11 protein-coding genes and 1 pseudogene are annotated in these 12,185 nt (G+C 48.9%); 3 read left to right on the plus strand and 9 right to left on the minus strand.

The features are described from left to right. From BRW63_RS28295 to BRW63_RS13215, 4 genes and pseudogenes are all read right to left on the minus strand, one after another. A pseudogene (locus BRW63_RS28295) lies at window positions 1-276 on the minus strand (hypothetical protein); the annotation flags it as partial. Between the two features lie 184 nt (window positions 277-460). Further along, entirely contained in the window at window positions 461-1,558 is a 1,098-nt protein-coding gene (locus BRW63_RS13205) for an aromatic ring-hydroxylating dioxygenase subunit alpha (protein ID WP_073072079.1), read from the minus strand. A gap of 127 nt (window positions 1,559-1,685) precedes the next feature. Then, window positions 1,686-2,069 (minus strand): hypothetical protein, encoded by a 384-nt coding sequence (locus tag BRW63_RS13210; protein ID WP_073071828.1) that lies wholly within the window; start codon window positions 2,067-2,069, stop codon window positions 1,686-1,688. A 52-nt stretch (window positions 2,070-2,121) separates the two neighbouring features. Continuing rightward, window positions 2,122-2,469, minus strand: coding sequence for a hypothetical protein (locus tag BRW63_RS13215; RefSeq protein WP_073071829.1), 348 nt, complete (start codon window positions 2,467-2,469; stop codon window positions 2,122-2,124). 362 nt (window positions 2,470-2,831) lie between these two features. Between BRW63_RS13215 and BRW63_RS13220 the strand changes: the two genes are divergently transcribed. Next, complete coding sequence (locus BRW63_RS13220; RefSeq protein WP_244913193.1) at window positions 2,832-3,707, plus strand: cation diffusion facilitator family transporter; 876 nt, start codon at window positions 2,832-2,834, stop codon at window positions 3,705-3,707. A gap of 190 nt (window positions 3,708-3,897) precedes the next feature. Here BRW63_RS13220 and guaA read toward each other — a convergent pair whose 3' ends face one another. Then, window positions 3,898-5,529 carry a glutamine-hydrolyzing GMP synthase gene (guaA, locus tag BRW63_RS13225; protein WP_073071833.1) on the minus strand — a complete coding sequence of 544 codons (1,632 nt, stop codon included), beginning with the start codon at window positions 5,527-5,529 and terminating at the stop codon, window positions 3,898-3,900. Window positions 5,530-5,796: 267 nt separating this feature from the next. On the opposite strand from guaA, the gene BRW63_RS13230 reads away from it, so the two are divergent. Then, complete coding sequence (locus tag BRW63_RS13230; protein ID WP_073071835.1) at window positions 5,797-6,216, plus strand: STAS domain-containing protein; 420 nt, start codon at window positions 5,797-5,799, stop codon at window positions 6,214-6,216. Between the two features lie 5 nt (window positions 6,217-6,221). Here the strand turns inward: BRW63_RS13230 and BRW63_RS13235 are convergent, their stop codons facing one another. After that, window positions 6,222-6,881 (minus strand): class I SAM-dependent methyltransferase, encoded by a 660-nt coding sequence (locus BRW63_RS13235; protein ID WP_073071837.1) that lies wholly within the window; start codon window positions 6,879-6,881, stop codon window positions 6,222-6,224. A 50-nt stretch (window positions 6,882-6,931) separates the two neighbouring features. Between BRW63_RS13235 and BRW63_RS13240 the strand changes: the two genes are divergently transcribed. After that, window positions 6,932-7,363, plus strand: a complete 432-nt coding sequence (locus BRW63_RS13240; RefSeq protein WP_223257376.1) for a hypothetical protein — start codon at window positions 6,932-6,934, stop codon at window positions 7,361-7,363. A 55-nt stretch (window positions 7,364-7,418) separates the two neighbouring features. On the opposite strand, the gene map is transcribed toward BRW63_RS13240, so the two are convergent. The 3 genes from map to BRW63_RS13255 form a co-directional block, all read right to left on the minus strand. Continuing rightward, entirely contained in the window at window positions 7,419-8,231 is an 813-nt protein-coding gene (gene map, locus BRW63_RS13245) for a type I methionyl aminopeptidase (protein WP_073071839.1), read from the minus strand. Window positions 8,232-8,408: 177 nt separating this feature from the next. Then, complete coding sequence (locus BRW63_RS13250; RefSeq protein ID WP_073071840.1) at window positions 8,409-11,213, minus strand: M16 family metallopeptidase; 2,805 nt, start codon at window positions 11,211-11,213, stop codon at window positions 8,409-8,411. A 162-nt stretch (window positions 11,214-11,375) separates the two neighbouring features. Beyond that, entirely contained in the window at window positions 11,376-12,164 is a 789-nt protein-coding gene (locus BRW63_RS13255) for an energy-coupling factor ABC transporter ATP-binding protein (RefSeq protein WP_073071842.1), read from the minus strand. Window positions 12,165-12,185 lie beyond the last annotated feature (21 nt).

Below are 12,185 nucleotides of genomic sequence, written 5' to 3' on the forward strand. Positions count from 1 at the left end.
CGCGACGTTTTTGCCATCTTTGTTGAGTTTCGCTTCAGCAAATCCTTTCTTTTCTTGGCTAAACGTGCGGGCATAGCCATTAGCAGCGCGCGGGAAAAATTTATTAAACTCGCTGCCTTGCGTCGCATCTTTGGCAACGGCGGTTACTCCTTTTTTGCTGCTGTCTTGCTGTGCCTGAGAAAATTGGGAGGGAGCTTTGGGCTGACAGCCTGTGAGCAGCAAAGCGACAGACAGCATTAAGGCAAAGATGCTTCCACGCCAGTTTGAAAACAACATAGGTTTGATTCTCATAAGGTGGATGAGAGAGAAAATCGGGGCATGGAATTTATTGCTTGATGAAGCTTTAGACCTATTCCCGATGACTACTTCTGTAATGTAATGCGATCGTGCATCAAGCGCATGATCGTAAAGACTACATTCTGCAACAATTAGAGGGAATCAGATTTTTTTAATGCTGTCATCAAGCCGATGCCTCTTGCGAAACCGATGATTCTAAGGGGTTTTCAAGTGGGTGCGGACGTGTAAACTGCTCATATTGCTGCACCATAAGGCGCTGTGCGGCGACGATCGCGGGGTTAACCTCTACATAGCGACGCTGAGGATTTTTCAAATAATTCTCCTGTTCGCTCTCGATCATTTCAATGTCTTGTCTCAGAAAGCGTAAAAACAGCAGATTAATAATCAGAAGCTGCAAGATCGGACGCAGAATAGTTAGCAACCACTGAGGCAATCCTAATTTGAGAAACAAGAGTGAGAAAGAGCGACTTTCTTGGGGCGCGATGGGCAACCGCATTAGATAGAGCGATGAAATGCCCGGAAGATGGTTGATGTAATGGGGATAGCGATAATCGACAGAGATAACTTTTGTAGTGACTCGATCGGCTGATTGACTTAGCCCTAATAGTTGGCTCACAATGCCTGTGTAGGAGAGTTGATATTCGGCGTTGACTGAGTTTTCGGTTTCTCGAAGCTTTAGCAGCACCGGATCAAACCAGCCTTGCAGGTTTTTGTGGAGATGACCGTGAAACACATCCATCGTGTTTTCATTGCAGATCGAGAAGTGCGCCTTAAAGGTTGCACCGACGGGGAGCAGTAGCCAGTTAGGGTCGTTATATTCTGGAATTTCGATCAAAGGTTGCGCTTCTGCCAACGTCTGATCGCCGGGAAAGACCCAAATCAAGCCGTACTTTTCTTGCACGGGAAAGCTTCGTATCTGCACACAAGGAAGCTTTTGATCGGGCGGAAAGTAGGGAATATTCAGACATTCACCCTGCCCGTTAAATTCCCAGCCGTGATAGGGGCACGAAATTGCATCTCCTTCGACCTTGCCTTTATCGAGCGAAACGCCTTTATGTGGGCAAACATTTTCGACGGCTTGGATTTGGTTTTGGCGATCGCGATAGAGGGCGATTGATTGCTGCCAGACCGTTGCAGTTAGAATTTTTGTGGGCTTGAGATCGGTTGCCCACGCGATCGCATACCAATAGTTGCCGTTGATGCCGACTTCTCGCACCTGACTGCGAGGGGTTTGACTTTTTAAGGTGGTCGCTAGTTCCACAAGCACACTCCTTTCCATGAGGTCATGAATATCATCACCAGGAATTTTCTATCCTGACATCTCTTCCTCGGCGATTCCGTTTATCTCAAGACAGTATTAAGACTTGCGTAGTTTGCAGGAATGAAACTTACAGTTCTTTTTGCTCTCGCAGATGGGCTAACTCTGCTCGAATCGCGGCAAGTTGGGCAGTCAGTTCTTGCAGTTCGAGCACCTCTGTTGAAGGCGGCACAACCGGAGTCGCGATCGTCGTTACGGTCGTCTCAGAAGCAGCCCGATCGCTTACATTGCGACGTTGATCAAGGAAGATCTCTACAAAACTGCGGGCTTCTTGCTCAGTGATTTCCCCTTTCTCAGCCCATTCTTGCGCCAACTGATCTAGCTCTAGCTTTAATTTTGATAGATTTTGCTCACGTCTTTGTGGGTCTTGCAACACTTCGATCAGCATTGCCGTTGCGCCGATCGTGACGTGGAATCCTTTCTGAAATAGCCGAAGGACGGTATCAGAGTTCATGGTTTAAAGAGATCAATAGAAGAGTGATTGCCTTGATTTTACTCCACGTTTCTCAGCTAACTTGCTCTAGATAATGACTGATATCGTCATTGACTCGGCTGAGTTCGGCTTCGGTGGTGATGCGAATGCGATCGTCTCTCAGGGTGATTAGCACTTTGGCGGCAAAGGGCGTTGCCCAAATGTTGGGATTGCAAAAGATTTCTAAAAAAACATCGCCTGTGTAGCGATATTCCACTGGCTTCTGAGGCGTAACTTTACCGCCAGGAATCGGTTTGTTGGCAGTGATTTTTAGCCGCTCCATTAGTTCTGCAAGGGTCACTTTCAATTCTTTAGCAGCCTCTGGGCTAAAGCTAAAAGAGATAGAACCTTCAATTAGATTAAGAGTCAGTTGAGAAGACATAGAACTTATTTGAACGGGGCTGATATCTCATCCTACCTGGAGAGTGGAGGCGGGAATTAGGAATTAGGCAGAAAAGTTAACTGACGATCGTGGATCTTCGTCGTGGTTCTTAAATTTCTAAATGACAAAAATCCACAAAAAGAATCTCTCAAATATGTCGCCAGAAAGTGAATGTTATCGGTTTATCTAAGCTGCTAGTTGAGAGTATCATCAACAGCTTAAGCGAGTTGTAGAAATCCCAAAGCTTTAACGTACAAGACTTTAGGGTATTTTCAATCTGCGAGATCTACACTGAATGACAGAGCAGCTCAATAGCAAGGTGGGTAGTTGTGATAGTAGATAATCGACCAACGGTTCGTAGAGTGTTAATCATTACCCTGTTGCTGAATCTGTTTGTTTTAGGACTCAAGGCGTTTGTCGGAGTGGCCACGGGTTCGCTGAGTCTATTAGCCGATGCCTTGCACAGTTTAACCGACAGTGCAAATAACATTTTGGGACTCATTGCCAGTCGGTTTTCGTCACCGATGCCCGATCGCGATCATCCTTACGGGCACCAAAAATTTGAAGCTGTGGGCGCTTTAGGAATCGCCGCATTTTTGGGAATCGCCTGTTTCGAGATTTTGCAAGGGGTGATCGAGCGATTGATGGGCACGGGTAAACCCATTCGCATCTCAGCCGGAGAGTTGTGGCTGCTGCTGCTTGTGTTGGGCGTTAATATCTTTGTCACCTATTACGAACGCCATGAAGGGCAGCGAGTGGGCAGTCCGATTTTGATTGCAGATGCCCAGCACACCATGAGCGATGTTTGGGTGACAATCAGCGTTCTCGCAGGTTTAATCAGCGTTTGGGCGTTTAACTGGCAGTGGATGGATGTGGCACTGTCTTTTCCGGTAGCGCTGCTAGTGTTTTCGAGTGGTTGGTCAGTGCTCAAGCAAAACCTGCCCTCGCTTGTCGATGAGATGGCGATCGCGCCAGAAGCGATTTATGAAGTCGCGATGCAGGTGCCCGGCGTGTTGAACTGTCACGATATTGCATCGCGGGGTGTGGTGGGTCGGCAGGCTTTTATCGAGATGCATTTGATTGTCGAAGCGCGTGATGTTTTGACTGCCCACGAGATCACTGAGGAAGTAGAAGCTCGATTAGCCGAGAAATATAGCCCTGTGAGAGTGATGATTCACGTAGAGCCACCCACTTATAAATCTGACCAGATTAGCTACGGTTCACAGGTAGAAAATTGAGTTTTCCACAAGTCGTCAGAGTTTTCCACAGAGTTTAGACCGTTTTCCACAAATAACCCTAGGGGCATGGCATGCCGTGCCCTCTCGCAACCGATCGAATGATCGCAATTATTTTTGAAATGGGTATGACAGAGCATTTGACCCCAAACATTCGTCCTCCATGTTTGCGATCAAATACTCATCGTTCAAGTTATTCCCATTCGATCGTGCCAGGTGGTTTGGATGTAATGTCATAAACGACACGATTGACCCCACGCACTTCATTGACGATGCGGTTAGAAATCGTTTCTAACAAATCATAGGGAACTCTTGCCCAATCAGCAGTCATGCCATCTTCACTGGCGACAAAGCGCAGCACGATCGGATAGGCATAAGTGCGTTGATCGCCCATTACCCCGACGCTGCGAATCGGCAACAACACCGCAAACGCTTGCCAAAGATCATGGTATAGTCCCGCTCGATTAATTTCTTGACGAACGATTAAGTCGGCATCGCGGAGAATGTTGAGCCGTTCGCTCGTGACTTCGCCCAAAATGCGGATCGCCAAACCCGGCCCTGGAAACGGTTGACGATTGACAATTTCTTCGGGGAGACCGATCGAGCGTCCCACTTTCCGCACTTCGTCTTTAAACAGTTTGCGGAGTGGCTCGACTAGTTTAAAGCGTAGATCTTTGGGCAACCCTCCCACGTTGTGGTGACTTTTGATTTTGACCGCGACTCGTTCACCCGTTTGGGGATCAACATTGGTGTCGGCAGACTCGATCACATCGGGATAGAGAGTCCCCTGGGCGAGATAGTCAAACGGGCCAAGCCGCTTCGATTCGGACTCAAACACGCTGATAAACTCGTGCCCAATCCGCTTGCGTTTCTCTTCGGGATCGGTGATGCCTTTGACTGAGTTGATAAAGCGATCGCGGGCGTTTACATATTCAACTGAGATATGAAACTGCTCGGCAAAGAGTTTCACTAACCGCTCTGGTTCGAGCTTTCGCATAAAACCCTGATCGATAAACATGCAGGTTAGCTGATCTCCGATCGCGCGATGCAGCAAAAACGCCAGCGTTGAGGAATCGACTCCACCTGACAACGCCAGCAAAACGCGCTTATCGCCGACCCTTGCCCGAATTTCTCGAATCGCTTCTTCGACAAATGCCGCCGTTGTCCAAGTGGGTTCGCAGTTGCAGATGTGATAGACAAAGTTGCGAATCAGCGCCTGTCCACCCTGTGAATGCACTACTTCGGGGTGAAACTGAACCCCGTAAAGTTTGCGATCGTGATCAGCGATCGCCGCACAGGGCGTATTTGCTGTATGTGCCAGTAGCTCAAAGCCAGGCGGGAGGTCAGTCACCGAATCACCGTGACTCATCCACATCGTGGTGTGGTCTTCGACATTGGTCAGCAGATCGGTGGGGTCGTCGATTTCTAAACTTGCTTTGCCATATTCGCCCCGATCGGACTTTTCGACCCCGCCGCCGAGTTGCTGCACCATCAACTGCATTCCATAGCAAACCCCCAAAACTGGGATGCCCAAATTCCAAATCTCAGGATCGCTATGAGGAGCGCCCTGATCATAGACAGAACTCGGCCCCCCGGAAAAAATGATGCCTTTGGGATTGAGTTGTTTAAGATGTTCAGCCGAGGTGCGATAGGAGAGCACCTCTGAATAAACTTGAGTTTCGCGGATGCGCCGGGCAATCAACTCAGAATATTGGGAGCCAAAGTCCAGAATCACAATCATCTGTCGATTGACCACATCCAAACCGGTGTCTGAGGTAGATGCAGAGGGCGATGTGAGAACAGCCTGTTCAGTCTGAGGAGTCACGGAGATAACCTGATGGAATCCTAAAAGTGGACAGATAAACGTCTGAAAAAAATAGTTTGCAAGGGAGTCAATAAATTTGGACTTTTGGGTATTCTGGCTATTTTAATCACATTAACAAACTTGACTCAAGTAATGCGATGACAATTTTGCTCTTTATAAATATTTGTGATACTCTGACAACCTTTATGGGCACTCATTCCATATCGACCAGAAATAAAGGCTCGTGGGCTGCAACAAATGCCCTGGCTATATTGTCAAAGGTAACTTATGGAAATTTCTGCTAACATCGACAGAATTTTGACCCTTCAGGGTGGCAGACCTCTTAGTGAGATGCCTCCCAAAACGGTAGTTTTGCAGCCTCGTGGAGCGCTGTTGGGCGAGGTTAAAACCGCTTTTGAGATCAGCTTAGAGCAAGCGATCGTCGAAGCTGAGGCAGTCATTGTTGATTTGCTGTGGGTCACCCGCATAGATGCTGAAGGAATTTCTGTCTTGCTGGCAGGCATGAAGCAAGCCCAAGCCATTGGCAAGTGCCTTTCTTTTTTGGCGATGGATGCGACGACTCGCACAGCTTTAGATGCAGTCTGGGCGCAGCAGCGAGAAACCGAAGCATCTCCACAAGCTGATTTATTTACGCCTAACTTTGAGCAGTTTCTAGACAACCACAAAAATACACAAGTTTCGCCTTGAGCGATCTATTTTTTGAGCGCTAACGTTAATCCATCGGCGATCGGCAGCAAACTCAAAATGATGCGATCGTCATTCGCTAGTTTCTGATTAAAGGCTCGAATCGTTTGGGTAATTTTGTCGTGATCGTTAGGATCAGCAACTCGCCCCAACCAGAGTACGTTGTCGATCGCGATCAATCCACCGGGACGAATCAGTTGAAAGGCACGATCGTAATAATTCTCATAGTTACCTTTGTCGGCATCAATAAACGCAAAATCAAAGGTTTCAGCTTGGGTTTCGAGAAGGTGATCTAACGTCTCTATTGCGGGCGCGATGTGCAAATCGATTTTGTCAGTCACGCCAGCCGCTTGCCAATAGCGACGAGCGATCGCGGTATAGTCTTCACTGATATCACAGGCGACCAGCTTGCCGTTTGGGGGCAGTGCTAACGCGATCGCGAGAGAACTGTATCCCGTAAACACGCCCACTTCAAGAGTTTTTTTGGCTCCCATTAGGCGAACGAGCAACCCCATAAACTGCCCTTGCTCAGGCGAAATTTGCATTCTGGCTTGAGGATGATTGGCAGTTTCTTGGCGCAGTGTGGCGAGAATCTCAGGTTCGTTTGGCGAGTTTGCCGCAATATAGCGGTAGAGGTCATCACTGACTCCAAAAGATTTTTTGTCCATCCTGTCTCCCTAAGTCGCTTTCAGGCTCATCCTATCCTGTTACTCTAAAAGTGGCGTTTGAGGAAAATAAAGTGCGGCGATCGATTCAAATCATTTTGGCTGTGATCTTAGTGAGTCTGATAACAGCCTGTAGCGCGAATAATCTGACTCCTAGCAATCAAATTGTGCGACGAGCGATCGCGCTGCAAGCCACTCAAACCCAGCAAGAACTCAGCCAGCAGTTGCGGCTAAAATCACCCGATCTGAAGGTCGATCGAGTCAAGGTTACGAGTCAAGAACCTCTGGCGATCCAAAATTTGTCGGCTTATCGAGTGCAGGGCAACTATGATTACACGCTCAAGCTTTCTCAGCGATCGGTGACTCAAAAAGACAATCCATTTGAGGTTTATTTGCAGCGGCAAAGTGAAGGAAAAACTTGGCGACTTGCCCAAAAACAGCGCGAGGAGAATGGCTCAAGTTGGGTGACGCAGTTAGTAGAGTAACGGAAATTTTGAGTGACGAGTTTTGAAACCTGGCTTCAAAACTCATCGCCTGTTTTTAGACTTTTGTGCGATCGGTCAAAATCTCATAGCCATCTTCAGTGACGAGAACGGTGTGTTCAAACTGGGCAGAGAGGGAGTTGTCTAAAGTGACTGCCGTCCAACGATCGGGAAGAATGCGCGTGTTTTTGGTGCCTACGTTGATGATCGGCTCGATCGCCAGTGTCATGCCAGCCCGAAGTTTAACGTTTGGCATAGCGTGGGTGCGAAAGTTGAAGACGGAAGGTTCTTCGTGTAGATTGCGACCGACCCCATGCCCTGTGAAGTCTTCTACGACTTTAAAGCCGTTTGTCTCAACATAATCTTGAATCGCTCCAGCAAGATCGAGCAAAAATGCTCCAGCGCGAACTTGCTCAATGCCCTTGTAAAGTGCCTGTTCTGCAACGTGAATCAGTTTAGCCGCGTCGGGTGTGACTTGACCGACGGCGATCGTAATACACGAATCGCCATGAAAGCCTTCAAAAAATGCGCCCGTATCAACTTTCAGCACATCGCCCGTCCTAATCACTTTTTTGCGGCTCGGAATCCCGTGAACAACTTCCTGATTGATGCTGGAGCAAATCGAGGCGGGAAAGCCGTGATAGCCCTTAAAGCTGGGTGTAGCTCCCATTTCTCGAATGCGTTTTTCAGCATGGGCATCGAGGTCAGCCGTCGTCATTCCTGGCTCGACCATTTCTGAGATTTCTTTGAGCACGATCGCTACAATTTTTGCCGCCTGCCTCATGATCTCGATTTCGCGCTGAGACTTAATTTCAATGCCTCGACGCTTTTTGGGAGAAGACTGGGGAAGCAGATTACTGAGAATATTCATAGAGATCGGCGGTAGTTCAGCAGTGGAGTTAGCGATCGCGCAACACACGCCCTCGCCATTTTCTAAGGTAGCTTAATTCTCGTACAAACGAGTCTTATCCAATTTGATTAACGCGATAGATCCGCATGGGAACACGGGTAGGGGCACGACATGTCGTGCCCTCTCGCGATCGATTTCTCAACGAGCCGTTGCAGGCCCCGCAGTCACGACCACCAGACGATCGGGGTGCAGTAAATCTTGAGTCGCCTCATTGACTTGAGCCTGAGTCACCGCGTCAATCTGTTTAGGAAACTGACGAATCTCGGCGGGATTTAACCCATAGACTTCGTTCATCAGAATGATCTCTGCCAGGTCATCGGGGTTTGCCAAATCAACCGGATAGCTGCTGGTCAGTGATCGCTGCGCCGTCAACACTTCATTGGTGCTTACGCCTTGGGTGCGAAATTGCTCCAATAGTTTGAGGGTGCTGGAGATCGCTTTAGGCGCATCTTCGGGGGCAGTTTGCATCGAGATCAAAAACGGCCCTTGATGAATGCCTGCCTGGAAGCCGCTGTAGATGCCGTAGGTGAGTCCTTGACGATCGCGGATCTCAGTTCCTAAACGACTCGATAGCGTATCACCGCCCAAAATCTGGTTCATCACCGTCGCGGGATAATAGCGGGGATCGGTGCGGTTAATCCCCGCGTAGCCAATGTAGGTAATCGATTGAGTTTTGCCGGGGATGCCATCATAGAGACGCACCACATTTGTAGGCGGCGACACGGGAGGAAACGTTAGAGCGGGTGCTTTTCCGGTTGCCTTCCAGGTGCCCAATTCTTTCTCTAATAGACTCTTCACCTGAGCCGGGTCAAAGTCACCAACTAGCGCCAACGTGGTTTTATCGGGGCGATAGTGGTTTTTGTAGAAGTTCAGTAAATCTTGCTGTTGAATGCCCTTTAAGCTGGCCTCAGTCGGGAAGTTATAAAAGGGGTGATTTGATGGATAGATCGCTTGCTGGAAGGTGCGTCTGCCTTTCGATGCGGGGTTATCTAACTGAACTTTGAGAGCGATCAGCGATCGTTGACGGCTCAGTTCTAACTCTTTATCAGGAAAGACCGCGTTTTGCATCACGTCTGCTACGGTTTGCACCAGCGTTGGCAGATTTTCGACGAGCGTGTTAGCTCTGATTGCTACGCCTTCCCGATTGGCATCAAATCCTAGATTAATGCCCCGATCGTCAAGTGTTGTCGCCAGGGTTAACGCATCTTTGGTTTTGGTGCCATTCATTAAGTTGTCAGCCGTCAGTTTAGCAAGCCCTGCTTTTTGACTCGTATCAAAGGCAGTCCCGGCATCTAAATGACCACTGAGCGAAACCGTCGGCGTGCTGGAATCGCGCAGCAGCAAAACTCGCAGCCCGTTTGAGAGAACGATTTTTTCGGGCAGTGCTTGAGCCGGGCGATCACTCTGCGTCACGGGCGGCAGATATTTTGCCACCTCAGCCGGATCGACGGGTGGGCCTAAATTAAATTGCTCTGCGGTTTGACCTGCATTCACCGATCCGCCCGCTTTGGCATCTAGCTGAGTCGGCTCAAAGAATCCCAATGTTTGCTGATTGGGATCAAAATAGGTTTTTGCGACTCGTTGAATATCTGCCGCAGTGACTTGCTCGATCGCTGCCAAATAGCGATCGGTAAACTGATAATCTCCAGCCGTGGTTTGATCGTCGCCAAGCTGCATTGCCTGACTGGTAACGTCACGGTTTCGCAGCAGCACTGAGGATTTGAGTTGAGTTTTTGCTCGCTTCAGTTCGTCAGCCGTCACAGGTTGGGTACGAAGATCGGCCAAACTCGTCTGGATGGTTTGGTTAATTTTTGACAATTCCTGACCGGGTGCAGCCGTTGCACTTAATCCATACCATCCGCCAGAAATCATGTTTGCCGGATAGCCGCTATAGTCGCTGGCTAAACCCGATTCGATCAGTGACTGATAGAGCCGAGAACTGCGCCCTTGAGTCAGCACTAAATCAAACAGATGCAGGGCTGGTACATCGGGATGCGTGACGTTAGGGAGCGGATAGACTGCTTGCAAGAGAGACGCGCTTCCGGGCTGTTTGAGTACGATCGCAGCCTTCGCCGGACTTCCCTTCATCACGAGAGGGGCAGGAGGTTGGGCTGAAGCTTTTGGTTTTTCAGATCTCGGAACTTTGCCAAACGATTCTTGAACGGCTTTCAACGCCGAATCGGTTTGAAAGTCTCCCACAATTACTACGGTCGCATTGTCAGGGCTGTAGTAATTGCGATAGTAATCGCGCACCTGCTCGACAGTAAACTTCTGGACATCGGCTTTGGTGCCACCTACGGGCAACCCATAAGGAGAATCGGGGAACGCCGCCTGCATCACCGCCCGATCGAGCCGATAACTCGGACTATTCTCATAGCCTTGCAGTTCTGAAATAACGACACGCTTTTCGCTCGTCAGTTGAGAGGCACCGATTACAGCACTCTGCATCCGATCGGCTTCGAGGGCGAGGAGCGATCGCAGTTTATCGCGTTCAACAGTACCAAAATAAGCGGTCTGATCGTAGCTCGTAAAGGCGTTAGATTGGCTGCCCAAAGCACTAAACAATCGACCAAATTGAATCGGACGATCGCTCGTGCCTTTAAACATCAAGTGTTCGAGTTGGTGAGCAATGCCGTTTACACCCGGTGCCTCGTCGCGTGACCCAATGCGATACCAGACTTGCACAGTGACCACAGGCGCAGTCGGCACTTCTTTGGTTAGCACCGTCAAACCATTCTCTAAAACGGTTTTTCTGACCTGTTGAGTCGTAGAGGCAGGAGCAGATGGCACGCTCTGCGTGAGAGTTGGTTTTTTAGAAGGCGCTTGTTCAGCACTGGCTGACGGCAAAAGCGCAATTTCTCCTGATAAGAGAATGGTTGCTAAACAGAGAGCAAACAAAAAACTAGGAAGGCGATATCGTCGCAGAAAAGATAAAAATGACATGCTCAAAACCCTATGAAGTCGATAGTCAGGTGAATGAAATGGACTATAGACATTTATTTCGATCGACACTGAGCAAATAAAGTTTCAGCATTTGTGCGAATAGGACGATCCCTAGTCTAGCTTTCTTCATTTTCAAGTTTCGGGTTCTCATCTGAAACCTGCTCAATGCGAGTGCAAAAGGGCACTGAGAGGCGCATCTTCAACATGGCAATAGGGGCGGCTATAGCAGAGAGGCGACTCAAGGGCGTGTTTAGCCAAAAGTTCGGGGTCGCTCAAAACGCGCTCAGTTTCGCCATCATAGACAATCTGACCTTGACTTAACACGATCGTGCGATCGCACAGTTCCAGCGCTAAATCTAAATCGTGAGTTGCAATTAACTGAGTCAACGGCAACGAATCTAATAATTCGATGAGCTGTCGGCGCGATCGCGGATCTAACTGCGCCGATGGCTCGTCCAACACCAACACTTGAGGCTGCATGGCGAGAACCCCCGCGATCGCAACTCGTTTCTTCTCTCCGCCTGATAACCCATTGGCGCTACGAGAAGTATACAAGCTTGGATCAAGCCCAACCGCTTGCAATGCATGAATGACGCGATGGTTGAGCGCTTCTCCTTTCACACCTTGATTGAGCGGGCCAAAGGTGACATCTTCCCAAACAGTTGGCATAAATAGCTGATCGTCTGGGTTTTGAAACACCAACCCTACAAAATTGCGGATTTGCTTGAGGTTTTGTGGCTCGATCGCTAACTCTCCAACCACGACTTCGCCCGTTTGCGGCGTTAATAACCCGTTGAAATGCAAGAGTAATGTAGATTTTCCTGAACCGTTGGCTCCGACTAATGCAACTCGCTCACTTGCTCGAATCGACAAGCTAATTTCTTTAAGGGCTTGTGTTCCGTCTGAGTAGACATAGCTGAGACTCTGAATAGAGATCGGATTGTGGTGCATCGATCAAAACGAATTAGGGAA

Source organism: Phormidesmis priestleyi ULC007, assembly GCF_001895925.1.
Classification (GTDB): domain Bacteria; phylum Cyanobacteriota; class Cyanobacteriia; order Leptolyngbyales; family Leptolyngbyaceae; genus Phormidesmis_A; species Phormidesmis_A priestleyi_A.

Excerpts from the sequence above, each read along its gene's own strand:
- BRW63_RS13210 (WP_073071828.1), bottom strand. The coding sequence starts at position 2,069 with ATGAACTCTGATACCGTCCTTCGGCTATTTCAGAAAGGATTCCACGTC.
- BRW63_RS13215 (WP_073071829.1), bottom strand. The coding sequence starts at position 2,469 with ATGTCTTCTCAACTGACTCTTAATCTAATTGAAGGTTCTATCTCTTTT.
- BRW63_RS13230 (WP_073071835.1), top strand. The coding sequence starts at position 5,797 with ATGGAAATTTCTGCTAACATCGACAGAATTTTGACCCTTCAGGGTGGC.
- BRW63_RS13235 (WP_073071837.1), bottom strand. The coding sequence starts at position 6,881 with ATGGACAAAAAATCTTTTGGAGTCAGTGATGACCTCTACCGCTATATT.
- map (WP_073071839.1), bottom strand. The coding sequence starts at position 8,231 with ATGAATATTCTCAGTAATCTGCTTCCCCAGTCTTCTCCCAAAAAGCGT.
- BRW63_RS13250 (WP_073071840.1), bottom strand. The coding sequence starts at position 11,213 with ATGTCATTTTTATCTTTTCTGCGACGATATCGCCTTCCTAGTTTTTTG.
- BRW63_RS13255 (WP_073071842.1), bottom strand. The coding sequence starts at position 12,164 with ATGCACCACAATCCGATCTCTATTCAGAGTCTCAGCTATGTCTACTCA.